This window comes from Geodermatophilus sp. SYSU D01106 (assembly GCF_054049995.1).
The window spans coordinates 1-14,543 of the sequence record NZ_JBJGYM010000041.1 but is presented as its reverse complement, the minus strand read 5'-3'; the positions used below and the strand labels follow the sequence as shown (position 1 = coordinate 14,543).

At 78.3% G+C, this 14,543-nt stretch carries 9 protein-coding genes; 4 read left to right on the top strand and 5 right to left on the bottom strand.

Annotation, left to right across the window (positions count from 1 at the left end):
• Positions 1-196: 196 nt before the first annotated feature.
• From ACI78R_RS23010 to ACI78R_RS23000, 3 genes are read right to left on the bottom strand one after another with little or no spacing between them, the layout of a single operon-like run.
• Positions 197-1,645: a M20/M25/M40 family metallo-hydrolase gene (locus ACI78R_RS23010; RefSeq protein ID WP_457042419.1), complete on the bottom strand. Its 1,449-nt coding sequence runs from the start codon at positions 1,643-1,645 to the stop codon at positions 197-199.
• Positions 1,642-3,099, bottom strand: a complete 1,458-nt coding sequence (locus tag ACI78R_RS23005; RefSeq protein WP_457042418.1) for an MFS transporter — start codon at positions 3,097-3,099, stop codon at positions 1,642-1,644. Before ACI78R_RS23005 ends, ACI78R_RS23010 begins: the two co-directional genes overlap by 4 nt.
• Positions 3,096-4,319 (bottom strand): arginine deiminase, encoded by a 1,224-nt coding sequence (locus ACI78R_RS23000; RefSeq protein ID WP_457042417.1) that lies wholly within the window; start codon positions 4,317-4,319, stop codon positions 3,096-3,098. The genes ACI78R_RS23005 and ACI78R_RS23000 overlap by 4 nt, the downstream gene beginning before the upstream one ends.
• A gap of 62 nt (positions 4,320-4,381) precedes the next feature.
• Between ACI78R_RS23000 and ACI78R_RS22995 the strand changes: the two genes are divergently transcribed.
• Entirely contained in the window at positions 4,382-5,149 is a 768-nt protein-coding gene (locus tag ACI78R_RS22995) for an SDR family oxidoreductase (protein ID WP_457042416.1), read from the top strand.
• On the opposite strand, the gene ACI78R_RS22990 is transcribed toward ACI78R_RS22995, so the two are convergent.
• Complete coding sequence (locus tag ACI78R_RS22990; protein WP_457042415.1) at positions 5,150-8,590, bottom strand: BTAD domain-containing putative transcriptional regulator; 3,441 nt, start codon at positions 8,588-8,590, stop codon at positions 5,150-5,152.
• Between the two features lie 141 nt (positions 8,591-8,731).
• Here ACI78R_RS22990 and ACI78R_RS22985 point away from each other — a divergent pair, with 141 nt between their 5' ends.
• On the top strand, positions 8,732-10,147 hold the full coding sequence (locus tag ACI78R_RS22985) for an FAD-binding oxidoreductase (RefSeq protein ID WP_457042414.1): 1,416 nt from the start codon (positions 8,732-8,734) through the stop codon (positions 10,145-10,147).
• Positions 10,148-10,321: 174 nt separating this feature from the next.
• Here ACI78R_RS22985 and ACI78R_RS22980 read toward each other — a convergent pair whose 3' ends face one another.
• Positions 10,322-12,028, bottom strand: a complete 1,707-nt coding sequence (locus tag ACI78R_RS22980) for an FAD-binding oxidoreductase (protein WP_457042413.1) — start codon at positions 12,026-12,028, stop codon at positions 10,322-10,324.
• A 38-nt stretch (positions 12,029-12,066) separates the two neighbouring features.
• Here ACI78R_RS22980 and ACI78R_RS22975 point away from each other — a divergent pair, with 38 nt between their 5' ends.
• Positions 12,067-13,584, top strand: a complete 1,518-nt coding sequence (locus ACI78R_RS22975) for a glycerol-3-phosphate dehydrogenase/oxidase (RefSeq protein WP_457042412.1) — start codon at positions 12,067-12,069, stop codon at positions 13,582-13,584.
• A gap of 40 nt (positions 13,585-13,624) precedes the next feature.
• On the top strand, positions 13,625-14,428 hold the full coding sequence (locus ACI78R_RS22970; protein ID WP_457042411.1) for a methyltransferase domain-containing protein: 804 nt from the start codon (positions 13,625-13,627) through the stop codon (positions 14,426-14,428).
• Positions 14,429-14,543: the final 115 nt, after the last annotated feature.

Genomic DNA, 14,543 nt, shown 5'->3' with positions numbered 1-14,543 from the left:
CAACACCCGCCTCGCCCCCACCCCCCCCCCGCCCCCCGCCCACCCCCCCCCCCCCCCCCCCCCCCCCCCCCCCCCCCCCCCCCCCCCCGCGTCCGGGAGGCCGTGTGCCCTCCCGCGGCTCGTGCTCTGCACACGACTGCGTGCAGAGCACGACCCCGCCCGGGAGGACACCTGCCCCGGGAGGCACGTGCACCGCTCAGAGCGAGCGGATGAGGTGTCGGAAGAAGACCGCGCCCCGGTGCAGCGCCGCGACGCTGATCCGCTCGTCGGCCGCGTGCAGGGCGTCGAGCTCGCCGCGGGAGAGGTCGAAGGGCATGAACCGGTAGACCGCGTCGCTGATCTGCGCGAAGTGCCGCGCGTCGCTGGCCTGCACCATCAGGTACGGCGCGACGACGGCCTCCGGGTACACCGCCCGCACCGCGGCACCCAGCGCCGCGTAGGCCTCGGTGTCGGTGCGCGACACCGGCGACGGGTCGCTGCCGCCGGTCACCCGCACCTCCACGGTGGGGTCGGCGATCACCCGCCGCAACCGGTCGACCGTCGACTGCACCGTCTCGCCCAGCGCGATCCGGATGTTCAAGTGCGCCCGCGCCCGGGTGGCCAGCACGTTCTGCGCGCTGCTGCCCTCGAGCTCGGTGACGGCGACCGTCGTGCGCACCAGCGCGTTGGCCTCCCGGCTGGCCCGCGCCAGCGCCGTCGCCAGTACCGGCCGCAGCGCCCGGGCGTTCGCGAACAGCGCCCGGTACGCGCCCGGCGCGTGCCGCCCGGCGGCGTCGACCATGCCGAGCACGACGTCGTGCAGCCGCGCCGGGAACGGGGCGGCGTCCAGCCGCAGCACCGCCCGCGCCAGCCGCGCCGGCGCCCCGCCGGGGGTGGGGGAGGACGCGTGCCCGCCGGGGTCGGTGGCCACCAGGTCGACGCCGAGCAGGCCCTTCTCCGCCAGCCCCACGACGGCGATCGGGCCGGGCACGCCGGGGAAGACGCCGCTCACCACGGCGCCGCCCTCGTCGACCACCGCCCACGGGGTGATCCCGCGGTCGCGGAACGCCTGCACCGCCAGCTGCGCGCCGACGCCGGCGACCTCCTCGTCGTCGCCGGAGAAGACGTAGACGTCGCGGGCCGGCGTGTGCCCGGCGGCGGCCAGCGACTCCACCGCCTCGAGCACGGCCACGAGCGAGCCCTTGTCGTCGACGGCGCCGCGCCCGTGCACCCAGCCGTCCTCGACCAGGCCGGAGAACGGGTCGCGGGTCCACGCCTGCCCGGTCACCGGGACGACGTCGTGGTGCGCCATGAGCACCAGCGGCGGCCGGTCGGTGCCGCTGCGCCAGCGGTAGAGGAGCGCCCCGTGACCGAGCACCTCGCGCTCCAGCACCCGGTGGGTGTACGGGTAGAGCTCGGCGAGGCGGTCGCGGAACCGGGCGAAGGCGCTCGCGTCGACGAGGGCCCGGTCGCGCGCGGAGACGGTGGGGATGCGGATGAGCTCGCCGAGGCGGGCGGCCGCGGCGTCGGCGTCCAGGCCGGTGGCGTCGGCGGGCGGGACGGCGGCCGGTGCGGGCCGGAAGCGGGCCACCCGGCGGGCCAGCGCCACGCCCCCGGCGGCCACCCCCGCGGACGCGGCGCCGGCCAGCAGCGGGGCGGTCCTCACGCGACCTCCCGCACGCCCGCGACCTCGGGCCGGTCGGAGAACGCCAGCCGCGGCACGAACACCAGCGACAGCGCGGCCAGCCACGCGGTGACCCCGCAGACCACCCACACGGTCACGTAGCCCGACAGCGACCCGGCCGTGCCCTGCGCGCCCGAGGCCAGCGCCACGGCGAACACGGCCGACGCGAGGCTGCCGCCGAGCACCTTCGTCGTGTTCGTCAGCCCGGTCGCCACCCCGGTGCGCCCGGCCGGCGCCGCCGCGGCGGCCGCGGCCGGCAGCGCCGCCACCAGCGCGCCCGAGCCGAGCCCCGCGACCACCATCGCCCCGAGCACCTGCGGCAGCGTGTCGTGCAGCGGCACGAGCAGCAGGTAGCCCAGGCCGGTGAGCGTGGCGGCGCCGATGAGCGTGACCCGCGGCGTGGTGGCCGCCGAGACCCGCGAGAACTGGCCGGCCCCGAGCAGCATCGACACCACGTAGCCGCCGATGACGATCGACACCTCGCTGGTGGACAGGCCCAGGCCGTAGCCGTGGACCGCCGGGTCGGTGCGGGCGAAGGTCGACAGCGGCCCCTGCGCCCCCAGCACGCTGACGCCGAAGAGCCCGGCGGTCAGCTGCACCGGCCACATGCTCGGCGAGCGCAGCACCCGGAAGTCGACCAGCGGGTCGGTGCGGCGCAGCTCGTAGCGCACGAACGGAACCACCAGCAGCACGCCGAGCGCGGTGACCAGCCACGGCCAGAGCTCGCCGGCGCCGTTGACCCGCACGAACGTCAGCCCGCCGGTGATCACGAGCAGCACCACGCTGAGCAGCGCGACGCCGGGGACGTCGACCTCGCCGTCCTGCCGGCCGGTGCTCTCCGGCACCCGCAGCGCCACCACCGCGACGACGCCCGCGACGAGCAGGCCGGGGACCAGCAGCACCAGCCAGAACCGCCCGGCCAGCGCGCCGCCGATCTGCCCGCCGCCCAGGGCGCCCACGATCGCCCCGGCCTGCAGCGCGGCGACGATCAGGCCGGTGGCCCGGCGGGTGCGGGCCGCGGCGTCGGCCTGCCCGCGCGAGCGGGAGTGGATGAGCGCCACCTGCAGCGGCAGCCACGCGGCGTAGACGCCCTGCACCGCCCAGGCGGCGAGGAACACGCCGAAGTCCTGCGCCACGGCGAGCACCCCGGTGGCCGCGGTGACCAGGGCCGCCGACAGCAGCAGCATCCGCCGGTGGCCGTACAGGTCGCCGAGCTTGGCCAGCACCGGCACGGCGATCGCCGACAGCATGAGCTGGGCGGCCTCGAGCCAGTTCACGTCGGCGTCGTGGACGTCGAGGTGCCGGGCGACGTCGGTCAGCAGCGGGACGTAGTAACCCTGCAGCACGCCGCTGGTGAACTCGACGAAGACCAGCCAGCCGACCAGCCCGCCCCCGAGCCCGGCGATGCGGCCCGTGCGCCGCGCCGTGTCGGTCACGACTCGTCCCGCCACACGGGGCACGACATGCACCGCGGGCCGCCGCGGCCGCTGCCGAGCTCGGACCCCGCGATCCGGACCACCTCGATGCCGGCCGCCTCCAGCGCGGCGTTGGTGACGGTGTTGCGCTCGTAGGCCACGGCCAGCCGCGGCGCGAGCGCCAGGGTGTTGTTGCCGTCGTCCCACTGCTCGCGCTCGGCGGTGACCGGGTCCAGGCCGGTGTCGATCACCCGGAGCCGGTCGATGCCCATGGCCTGCGCCGCGGCGACGACGAACGGCTGCGGGCCGCGCACCACCAGGTCGGTGGTGTCGTCGTCCGGCGTCTCCTCGGCGGTGACCGTCCAGGCGACCAGCGAGTCGGCGACGGCGGGGTACATGACCATCGCGTCGACGTCGACCATCGTGGCGATCGTGTCCAGGTGCATCGTCGCCCGCTCCTGGGCGATCGGGACGACGAGCACGGTGTGCGCGAGCCCCCGGGCGAACACCCGGCGGGCCAGCCGCTCCGCGCCCCCCGGCGTCGTCCGCTCGCCCACGCCGACGGCGAGCACGCCCGGGGCGAGCAGCAGCACGTCGCCGCCCTCCAGGTGCTCCAGCGAGGCGTCGTAGAGCTGGCCCGTGCCGGCGAAGCGCGGGTGGTGGGTGGCGATCGCCCGGGTGATCGAGCTCTCCCGGTGCCGCGCGGGCATGGCCAGCGACGTGATGGCCACCTGGTCGCCCACCCACACCGACGAGTCGCGGGTGAACAGCAGGTTGGGCAGCGGCGGGACGACGAAGTCGCCGCGGTCCATGAGCTCGTAGGCCAGCCCGCGCCCGCCGCGCAGCTCGTCGTGCGCGAGGCCGGCCATCAGGGTGGCGGCGAGGTCGTCGGACGCGAGGCCGGCCAGGTGCGCGGTGGTGGCGCGCTTGAGGGTGGCGCCCAGCCGCGGGTCGTCGACGGCGGCCGCCACCAGCTCCTCGCGCGCGGCGGGCACCTCCAGCACCTCGGCCAGCAGCCGGCCGAGGTAGAGCACCTCGACGTCGCGCGCGGTGAGCGCCGCGGCGAACGCGTCGTGCTCCTCCTGCGCGCGGGCCACCCACGGCACGCCGTCGAAGAGCAGCTGGTCGTTGTTGCGCGGGGTCAGCCGGCGCAGCTCGGCGCCCGGCCGGTGCAGCACGACGGTGCGCAGCCGGCCGACCTCGCTGGTCGCGCCGAGGGACGGGGAGGCTCCGGGAGTCACGGGGGGAGAGGCTGGCACAGTGGCCGGGCCGTCGCACGGCACCCACCCAGAGGAGGCACCGCGTGGACCTGTTCGACCTCACCGGGAAGGTCGCCGTCGTCACCGGCGGCACCCGCGGCATCGGCCTGATGATGGCCCGCGGCCTGCTCCAGGCGGGCGCGTCGGTCTACGTCAGCTCCCGCAAGCCGGAGGCCGGCGACGAGGCGGTGGCCGAGCTGTCGGCGTTCGGCCGGGTCGAGTCGATCCCCGCCGACATCAGCACCGAGGCCGAGTGCGTCCGGCTGGCCGAGGAGGTCGGCCGGCGCGAGGAGCGGGTGCACGTGCTGGTCAACAACGCCGGCGCCACCTGGGGCGAGCCGCTGGAGACCTTCCCCGCCTCGGCGTGGGACAAGGTCCTCGACCTCAACGTCAAGGCGCCGTTCTTCCTCACCCGCGCGATGCTGCCGCTGCTGGAGGCCGCGGCCACCGACGACGACCCGGCCCGCGTGGTCAACGTCGGCAGCATCGACGGGCTGCACGTGCCGGTGCTGCCGACCTACTCGTACTCCTCCAGCAAGGCCGCGGTGCACCAGCTCACCCGGCACCTGGCCAAGGAGCTCGGGCCGCGGCGGATCACCGTCAACGCCGTCGCCCCGGGCCCGTTCGAGTCGAAGATGATGGCCGCGACGCTGGCCGCCCGCGGCGACGAGATCGCCGCCAGCTCGCCGCTGGGCCGCATCGGGCGGCCCGACGACATGGCCGGCGTCGTCGTCTACCTGGCCAGCCGGGCCGGGGCGTACGTGACCGGCGCCGTCATCCCGGTCGACGGCGGCCGCGCGACCACCCTCTGATCAGGCCGGGCGCCCCCGCGCCGGTTCGTCCCGGGCCGCGCGGGGGAGCGGGGGAGCCGTCCGGTCGGTCCGGCGGCGCCGCGGCGGCCGGTGCGCGCCCTCGGCCGGCACCCGCTCCAGGTGCGACTCCGCCAGCGCCACCTGGTGCGGCGAGCCGACCCGGCGGCCCTGCTCGCGGGCGCCGGTCCACCAGTCGCGCGCGGCCACGGTGTCGCCGGTCTGCTCGGCGATCCGGCCGAGCAGCTCGTCGTAGGCGCCGAGGCTGAACGCCGGCGTCCCGAGCACCGCCTGCCGGCCGCGGAAGGGCAGCAGCGCGACGGTGGCCATGGTGATCTCGGCCTCGTCGCCGAGGTGCAGCGCGGCCTCGGCCTGCAGCAGCGTAGCGACGTCGCTGGCCCAGTCGCGGATCTGGGTGCGGCCCCAGCGGGCGCGCAGCCGCCGGGCCTCGGCCAGGTCGCCGGACTCCGCGGCGGCCACCACGGCCATGAGCTGCAGCAGCGGGTTGCCCTCGTCGCCGGTCTCCACGAGCAGGCCGATCGCCTCGGGCAGCCGGCCGTCGCCCCGGCGCAGCGCGAACTGGTGCGCGGCGTAGGCGTGCCGCGAGTGCGGCGTCACCCGGCGGTAGAGCTCGTGCGCCTCGGTCGTCAGCTCCTCGGCGCGCGCGGCGTCGCCGGCGAGCCACGAGGCGCCGGCCTGCTGCCACAGCACGTGCGGGCGCACCTCGGGCCCCGACAGCGAGAACGCCAGCCGGCGCCCGGCCTCCAGGTCGGCCTCGAAGCCGGCGCGGTCGGTGAGGTGCAGCCGGATCGCCGCGCGGTGCAGCCGGGCGTAGAACTCGGTGCGCCGCGGCAGCCCCCGCCCGGCCAGGGCCAGCGCCTCGTCGGTGGCGGCCAGCCGCAGCTCGGCGGCGCCGGGGCGGCCCCACACCGCGAGCGAGAAGTTGTTCAGCGTCCGGCCCAGCAGCTCCGGGTCGCCGACGCCGCGGGCCAGGGTCACCGCCCGCTCGGCGTACCGCACGCCGCGCTGCAGGTCCTCGCTGAAGGCGAGCTCCACGCCGAGGGTGCCGAGCAGGCGGGCGGTCAGCCGGTCCCGCTCGGCGTCGGTGGCCTCCGGCGCGATCTCGTCGGAGTGCTCGAGCAGGTCCTCCAGCAGTGCCACCATCTCGCCGTCGACGACGCCGTGCGGGCGCCAGTTCCACAGCGTGACCTCGCCCCAGACCGCGGCCGACTCGAGCATGCAGCGCCGGTCGCCGAGCTCGCGGGCCAGCGCCAGCGCCTCGCCCACCACCTCGTGGGCCTCGGTGCGCTGGCCGCTGCGCAGCAGGTCGTTGCCGAGCGCGGTGAGCAGGTCGTGCCGGGTGCGGGTGGCGTCGGGCGCCGAGGGGTCGAGCAATCGCAGCGCCCGGCGGGTGTGCAGCGCGGCCTCGCCGTCGGCCAGCCGGGCCCGCGCGATCCCGGCCGCCACCGACGACCAGTGCAGCCCGGACGCCGGCCCGACGACCGGCGCGGCCTCGACGAAGTGGTGCGCCAGCCGCTCGGCCAGCGCGTCGTCGGCCCGGCCGCCGGGCGCCCGCTGCTCCAGGGCCGCGCCCAGCCGGGCGTGCAGCTGGGCGCGGCGCAGCGCCGGCAGGTCGTCGGCGAGCACCTCCTGCACCAGCGCGTGGGTGAACCGCCAGCTCCAGGGCGCGGACCCCTCGCCGACCAGGCCGACGGCGGTCGCGGCGTCCAGCGCGGCGAGCGCGGCCTCGGCGTCCTCCCCGGCGGCGCGCAGCAGGTCCAGCGTCACCTCGCGCCCGGCGACCGCGGCCAGCTCGAGCACCGGCCGGGCACCGGCGGGCAGCCGCGACAGCCGGGTGCGCAGCACCTCGACCACCGACGGCGGCACCGGGACGCGGGCCAGCGAGAGGTCGCGGGCGCCGCGCATCCACCGGGTCAGCTCGACGACGAAGAACGGGTTGCCGGCGGTGCGGTCGTGCACGGTGGCGGCGAGGCGGGCGTCGCCGGTGCGGCCGAGCTGCGCGGTGAGCAGCGAGGCGACGTCGTCGGGGGCCAGGCCGCCGAGCGCGAGGGTGGTGGCGGCGGGCTCGCGGGCCAGCCGGGCCAGGCAGTCGGTGACCGCCTCGGGCAGGTCCTCCCCGACGCTGCGCACGGTCACCACGACCAGCAGCGGCACCCGCGGCAGGTGGCGGGCCAGCAGGCCGAGCAGCTGCACCGAGGTGGCATCGGCGCCCTGCAGGTCGTCGAGGACGACGAGCACCGGGCGGGCCGCGGCGGCCGCCGCCAGCCGCGCGCGCAGCGCCTGGAACAGCCGGAACCGGGCGGCGTCGGCGTCGTCGTCGCCGTCGGTCGGGTCCGGCGGCTCCTGGTCCAGCTGCTCGAGCACCTGGGTCCACGGCCACAGCGGGGGCGCGCCGGCGTCGTCGGCGCAGCGGCTCTCGGCCACCGCCCACCCCGCGGCCCGGCTCATCGCGGCGACCGCCTCGGCCAGCCGGGTCTTGCCGATGCCCGCCTCGCCACCCAGCACGACGACGGCGGGGCGCCCGGCCGCGGCGCCCTCGGCGACCGCGCGCAGCCGCGCCAGCTCCTCCTGCCGGCCGACCAGCCCGTCGTCGGCCGGGGGAGCCAGCGGGGCCGGCGCGGGCGGCGGCGGGGGCACGACGGTGAGCGCGGGGCGGGCGCGGCGGGCGAGGGCCGGGTCCTGCCGCAGCACGGCCCGCTCGAGCTCGCGCAGCTCGGGGCCGGGGTCGATGCCGAGCTCCTCGCGCAGCAGCTCGGTGCAGCGCCGCAGCGCGTCGAGGGCGTCGGCCTGCCGGTCGGCCGCGTACAGGGCGGTGACCAGCCGGGCCCAGAGCCGCTCGCGCAACGGATGCTCGGCGACCAGGCGCTCGAGGTCGCTGACGGCGGCGTCGGCTCGGCCGGCGGCGAGCAGGGCGTCGCAGCGGCGCTCCCGCGCGCGGACGTGCAGCTCGGTCAGCCGGTGCCGGTCGGCCGCGCCGGGACCCTCGCCCAGCTCCGGCAGCGGCTCGCCACGCCAGAGGTCCAGCGCCCGCTCGAGCGCGGCGACGGCGGCGGCCGGGTCGGTGTCGGCGGCGCGGTCGCCCTCCTCGACGAGCCGGGCGAAGCGCAGGCTGTCGAGGTCCTCGGGGCCGACGTCGATCCGGTAGCCCGGCGCGCGGGTGAGCAGCACCTTCGCCGGCTCGCGCGGCCCCCGCTCGGGCTCGAGCACCCGCCGCAGGTGGGAGACGTAGGCCTGCAGGGTGCCGGTCACGGTGGGCGGCGGCTGCTCTCCCCAGAGCGCCTCGACGATGCGGTCGACGGCGACCACCCGCCCGGCCTCGGCGAGCAGCAGCGCCAGCAGCGCCCGGGGCTTGGCGCCGCCCACGTCGACCGGCCGCCCGTCGGGACCGGTGACCTCGAGGGGGCCGAGGACGCGGTACCGCACGACGCGGGATCGTCCCAGGTTCGGAGCCGGAACGGGAGGGGTCCGCTCCTCTCAAGTCGCGCGCAAGTGGCGGTCAAGGCGGCGTCGCCAGGGTCGTCCCCGACCCGACCCCCGCTGCTCCGGACCCCCGAGGAACCCGCCATGACCCTGCCCGAGGTCGCCTCCCGCCCGCTCCCGCCGCCCGCCGCCGTCGACGACCTCCGCCTGGAGGTCCGCGGCCCCGTCCTCGCCGCCGGCGACGAGGGGCTGGCCGCGGAGGTGGCCACCTGGAACACCGCGGTCACCCACACGCCCGCGGTGGCCGTCGGCGCGGTGTGCGCCGCCGACGTCGTGGCCGCCGTCCGGTTCGCCACCGCGCACGGCCTGCCGGTCGCCGTCCAGGCCACCGGGCACGGGCCGGTCCGCAACGCCGACGGCGCCGTGCTGGTGACCACCTCGCGCATGCAGGGCGTACGGGTCGACCCCGAGCGGCGGACCGCGCGCGTCGAGGCCGGGGTCAAGTGGGCCACGGTGCTCGCGGCCGCCGCGCCGCACGGCCTGGTCGGGCTCTGCGGCTCGTCGTCCGACGTCGGCGTCGTCGGCTACACCCTCGGCGGGGGCATCGGCCCGCTCGGCCGCCGTTTCGGCGCCGCCGCCGACTCCGTGCTGGAGATCGAGATGGTCACCGCCGACGGCGAGCTGCGCACCGTCACCGCCCAGTCCGACCCGGAGCTGTTCTGGGCGGTGCGGGGCGGCAAGGGCAGCTTCGGCATCGTGACCGCGCTGGAGTTCCGGCTGTACGCGGTGCCGGCGCTGGTCGGCGGCGGCCTGTTCTTCACCGGCCGCGACGCCGCCTCGGTCCTGCACGCCTTCCGCACCTGGGCGCCGACCCTGCCGGAGGAGGCGAGCACGTCGGTGGCCGTGCTGCGGCTGCCGCCGCTGGAGTTCCTGCCGCCGCCGCTGCGCGGGCAGACCGTGGTGCACCTGCGCTTCCTCTACGCCGGCGACGACCCGGTGGCCGCCGCGGCGCTCGTCGAGCCGATGCGCGGCACCGGCGAGGTCCTGCTCGGCGGCATCGAGCCGCTGCCTCCGACCGCGCTGGACGCCGTCCACATGGACCCGACCGACCCGATGCCCGGCTGGGAGAAGGGCGTGCTGCTGTCGGACCTGACGGAGGAGACGGTCGACACGCTGCTCGCCGCGGCTGGCCCGCAGGTCGAGGTGCCGCTGGCGATGGTCGAGGTCCGGCAGCTCGGCGGGGCGCTCGGCCGGCCGGGCGAGGCGCCGAGCGCGGTGTCCGGGCGCGGGGCGCCGTGGTCGGCGTTCGTGATCGGCCCGATGGTGCCGGGGCTGACCGAGGTGGTGCCGATGGTGGGCCGGGGCGTGCTGGCCGCGCTCGGGCCGTGGACGGCGCCCGGCGCGCTGCTCAACTTCATCGGTGACGTCGACGGTCCGGCCGGCGTGCTGGCGGCGTGGGACGCGGAGACGGGGGAGCGGCTGCTCGCCGTCAAGCGCGCGGTCGACCCGGGGGACGTCTTCTCCGGGGGGCACGCCCTGCGCGGGGGCTCCGGTGCCTGAGCGCGCGCCCCGGCTGCCCCGGTCGCTGCGCCGCCGCGGCGGGATCCCGCCGTCGGTGCCGCCGCCGGGCTGGACCCCACCCGCATGACCAGGTGACCTGATCGTGCTGCGTCCTGGCTCACCTCCGGCGGTGAGCCAGGACGCGCTGCGGTGAGCCCGGCTGATCGTGCGGGGTCAGTCCGGCAGCAGGACGCCGGGGTTGCAGACGCCGCGCGGGTCCAGCCGCTGCTTGACCGCGCGCAGCACGTCGACGCCGAGGGGGCCGACCTCCCGCTCCAGCCAGGGGCGGTGGTCGGCCCCGACGGCGTGGTGGTGGGTGAGCGTGCCGCCGGCGGCCAGCAGCGCGTCGGTGGCCGCCCGCTTGGCCCCGAGCCACTGTTGCAGCGGCAGGTCGTCGTCGCGGTCGGCGAGCACGGTGACGTAGAGGGACGCGCCGGTGGCGTAGCCGTGCGACACGTGGCTCATCACCAGCGGCTGCCGCCCCGGCGCGCCGAGCGACTCGCGCAGCGCCCGCCGGACGGCGTCGTACACCGCGGGCAGCGCGCTCCAGGTGGCCGCCGTCTCCAGCGTCTCCACCAGCAGCCCCGCGTCCATGAGCCGGTCGCGCAGGTAGGGCGCGGCGAAGCGGTGCCGGCGCCACGACTCGCCGACCCGCCGGCCCACGCGGGCCGCGCCGTGCTCGCGCAGCACCCCGACCGCCGCGCGCCGGCGGGCCCGCACGAGCGGCGGCAGCCCCTCCCAGCCGACGACCAGCAGGCACCCCTCGGCGCGGCCGCGGGCCCGCAGCGTGCCGCGCAGCAGCCTCGCCCCGGCGCCGCCGGCGTTGAGCAGGTTGGCCCGGGTCTCCTCGGGGTCGGACAGCCGGACGACGTCGGGCAGCAGGTCGTGCCGGGCCAGCCGCTGCAGGCCGGCCAGCCCGTCCTCCCAGGTGCGGAACGACCAGCCCTCGTAGACGGCGGTCCGCGGGCGGGGGCGCACCCGCAGCCGCACCTCGGTGATGACGCCGAGCGCGCCCTCCGACCCGAGCGCGAGGCCCAGCAGGTCGGGTCCGGCCGCCGACGCCGGTGGGTGCCCGAGCTCCAGGACGCCCGACGGGGTGGCGAGGGTCAGGCCGGCCACGAGGTCGTCGAAGCGGCCCACGCCGGTGGACGCCTGCCCGGCCGAGCGGGTCGCCGCGTAGCCGCCGACGGTCGCGAACTCGAAGCTCTGCGGCAGGTGCCCGAGCGTGAGCCCGTGCTCCACCAGCGCCTCCTCCAGGGCTGGCCCGCGCATCCCCGGGCCCACGGTGACCAGGGAGGACGCCACGTCGACGTCAGACACCGAGGCCATCCGGGACAGGTCGACCGACAGCGACGGGCGGTCGTCGGGATCGACGCCGGCCAGCCCGCCGACCACGCTCGTGCCGCCGCCGAAGGGCACGACGACGACGTCGCGCTCGCTGCACAGCGCCAGCAGCGCCGCGGTCTCGGCGGTGCTCCCGGGCAGCGCGACGGCGTCGGGGGCGTCGGAGGCGTCGCCCCCGCGGCGGCGCAGCAGGTCCAGGTAGCTCTTGCCGCCCGCGCGGCGCAGCCGCGACTCGCGGTCGGTGCGCACGTGCTCCTCGCCGAGCAGGCCCTCCAGCGCGGCCCGCACGTCGTCGGGCAGCCGGGACGGTGCCAACCGGATCTCGCCGACCGCGACCGGCGGGGTGGCGCGCGGCGTCCAGCCCAGCTCCCGGGCCAGGTGCCGGCGGGCCGCCTTCGGCAGCGGCAGCTCCGGGTCGCGGGTGAGCTCCAGCCCGCCGCCGGTCTCCTCCGCTCCCTCCCCGGCGTCGGCCACGGTGGCCACGCGGGAGCTGCCGGGCCCCCATCCCTGGATGGTCATCTCCGGCTGCTCGGGCACGGCTACAGTCTGCCGGTGCTCCGCCCGGGACCCCGCACGTGACCGGCCCGGCCCCGCGCGGTCCCGACCTCACCCCGGCCCGACGCGCGGCCGACCTCGAGGCGCTGACCAGCACCGACGTCGACGTCGTGGTCGTCGGCGGGGGAGTGACCGGCGCCGGCGTGGCCCTCGACGCCGCGGCGCGCGGCCTGTCGGTGGCGCTGCTGGAGCGGGCCGACCTCGCCGCGGGCACCAGCCGCTGGTCGAGCAAGCTCGTGCACGGCGGGCTCCGTTACCTCGCGCACGGCGAGATCGGCCTGGCGCGGGAGAGCGCCCGCGAGCGCGCCGTCCTCATGCGCACCACCGCGCCGCACCTGGTGCGGGCGCTGCCGTTCCTCGTGCCCGACGCCGCCGGCCGCGACGTCAGCGCCGTCGGGGCGCTCGGCGGCCGGCTCGGCGACGCGGTGCGCCGCTCGGTGCGGGGCGGCCCGGGCTCGCTGCCGGGGACCCGGCGGGTGGGCGCGGCCGAGGTCGCGCGGCTGACACCCGCCGTCGTGCCCGGCCGCGGCGGCGCCGTCTTCTGGGACGGGCAGCTGTCCGACGACGCCCGGCTGGTCGTGGCGCTGGCCCGCACGGCCGCCGCGCACGGCGCGCGGGTGCTCACCGGCGCGCGGGTCACCGGCGTCGACGGGCGCGAGGTGTCCGCCGTCGTCGACGGGACGCCGGTGACGCTGCGGGCCGGCGCCGTGGTCAACGCGACCGGCGTGTGGGCGCAGGCGCTCGCCCCGGGGATCCGGCTGTCGCCCTCCCGCGGCTCGCACCTGGTGGTCCGCGCCGGCCGGCTCGGCGACCCGCTCGCCGCCCTCACCGTGCCGCTGCCGGGCTCTAGGTCCCGGTACGTGTTCGCGCTGCCGCAGCCGGGCGGGCTGGTGTACCTGGGCCTCACCGACGAGCCGGTCGACGGCCCGGTCCCCGACGGCGACCCGCTGCCGTCCGACGCCGAGGTGGACCAGCTCCTCGGCACGGTGAACCGGGTGCTCGCGGTGCCGCTGACCCGCGACGACGTCGTCGGGGCCTACGCGGGGCTGCGGCCGCTGGTGCTGCCCGAGTCGGCCGGGACGGGCCCCGGCGACGCCACCGCCGACCTCTCCCGCCGGCACCTGCTGCGGGAGGACGGACCGGTCCTCTCCCTGGTCGGCGGCAAGCTCACCACGTACCGGGCGATGGCGGAGGAGGCGGTCGACGCGGTCGTCGCCAAGCTGGGCCGGGGCGCCCGCCGCTCGCCGACCGCGCGGCTGCGGCTGGTGGGCGCCGCGTCGCCCACCGAGCTGGCGCGGGTGGCCGCGCCCGCCCGGCTGGTGGCCCGCTACGGCACCGAGGCGCCGCGGGTGGCCGCGCTCGGCGCCGGGCCGGTGGTCGAGGGCCGGCCGGAGACGGTGGGGGAGCTGCGCTTCGGGGCGCTGGCCGAGGGGGCGCGGACGGTCGCCGACCTGCTCGACCGCCGCGTGCGCCTGGGCCTGGTGCCGGCCGACCGCGAGCGCGCCGTGGCGGCCGCCGAGGACGCCCTGTCCCACTGACCGGGATCGTCGTTTCGCAGAGTGGGACGACGGGAGCAGGATGGCCGGCGTGGACACCTACACGCACGGCCACGCCGAGCCCGTGCTGCAGTCGCACCGGTGGCGCACCGCGGAGAACTCGGCGGCGTACCTGCTCACGCACCTGCGACCCGGCCTCGACCTGCTCGACGTCGGCTGCGGGCCAGGCACGATCACCGTCGACCTCGCCCGCCGGGTGGCGCCGGGCCGGGTGCTCGGCCTCGACGTCTCGGCCGACCCGCTGGACGAGGCGCGGGCGCTCGCGGCCCGCGAGGGCGTGGCGGTGACCTTCGCCGTCGGCGACGTGTACGCGCTCGACCTGCCCGACGACTCGGTCGACGTCGTGCACGCCCACCAGGTGCTCCAGCACCTGACCGACCCGGTGGCGGCGCTGCGCGAGATGGCGCGGGTGTGCCGGCCCGGCGGGCTGCTCGCGGTGCGCGACGTCGACTACGCCGCCACCACCTGGTACCCCGCCGACCCCGGCCTGGACCGGTGGCTGGAGCTGTACGGCCGCGTGGCCCGCGCCAACGACGCCGAGCCCGACGCCGGCCGGCGGCTGCTGTCCTGGGCGCACGCCGCGGGTCTGCGCGACGTCACCGCGTCGGCGTCGTCGTGGTGCTACGCGTCGGCGGCCGAGCGGGAGTGGTGGGGCCGCTCCTGGGCCGGCCGCGCGACGGCGTCGGCGTTCGCGGAGCAGGCCGTGGCGTACGGCCTGGCCACGCGGGACGAGCTCGGCGAGCTCGCCGCCGCGTGGCTGCGCTGGGCCGCCGCGGACGACGGCTGGCTCGGCATGCTGCACGGCGAGCTGCTCGTCCGCGTGTGAGCTCCCCGGGGGGGGGGGGGGGGGGGGGGGGGGGGGGGGGGGGGGGGGGGGGGGGGGGGGGGGGGGGGGGGGGGGGGGGGGGGGGGGGGGGGGGGGGGGGGGGGGGGGGGGGGGG

What these genes read in the sequence shown, in the direction of transcription:
- ACI78R_RS22985 (WP_457042414.1), top strand. Translation starts at nt 8,732, where the DNA reads ATGACCCTGCCCGAGGTCGCCTCCCGCCCGCTCCCGCCGCCCGCCGCC.
- ACI78R_RS22970 (WP_457042411.1), top strand. Translation starts at nt 13,625, where the DNA reads ATGGCCGGCGTGGACACCTACACGCACGGCCACGCCGAGCCCGTGCTG.